This is a genomic window from Mycobacterium sp. NGS57, assembly GCF_059812405.1.
The window spans coordinates 1-593 of record NZ_JCALCP010000038.1; the positions used below are offsets into that span (position 1 = coordinate 1).

The 593-nt window shown below is 64.6% G+C and carries 1 protein-coding gene; it reads left to right on the forward strand.

The annotated features are described in order from the left end of the window. Positions 1–593, forward strand: a 593-nt coding sequence (locus AC5Y43_RS24975) for an MCE family protein (RefSeq protein ID WP_499977308.1), incomplete at both ends; no start/stop codon positions are given.

A 593-nucleotide genomic window follows, 5' to 3' on the forward strand; every position in this document is an offset into this window, starting at 1 on the left:
GGGGATTTCACGCCGAAGACCAAGTTGACGATGGTGGCGTCGCGGGCCGGGCTGGTGATGGATCCCGGCTCCAAGGTCACCTACAACGGGGTGGAGATCGGCCGGGTGGCCCACATTTCGGAGTGCGACGCTTCGGATCCGGTGTGCGCCAAGGTCATTCACGACGGCAAGCCTGCGGCCAAGTTCAGCCTGGATGTGTATCCGCGGTATCTGAAGCTGATCCCGGCCAACGTCAACGCCGACATCAAGGCGACCACGGTGTTCGGCGGCAAGTATGTGTCGTTGACGACGCCGAAAAACCCGTCGCCGCAACGGATCACGCAGCAGAGCGTGATCGACGCGCGGTCGGTGACCACCGAGATCAACACGTTGTTTCAGACCATCACCGACATCGCCCAGAAGGTGGACCCGGTCAAGCTGAACCTGACGCTGAGCGCCGCGGCGCAGTCGCTGGCCGGCCTCGGCGACAAGCTGGGGCAGTCGATCGTCAACGCCAACACGATCCTCGACGACGTCAACCCGCAGATGCCCCAGGCCCGCCACGACATCCAGCAGCTGGCCGCCCTGGGTGACACCTACGCCAACGCCGCCCC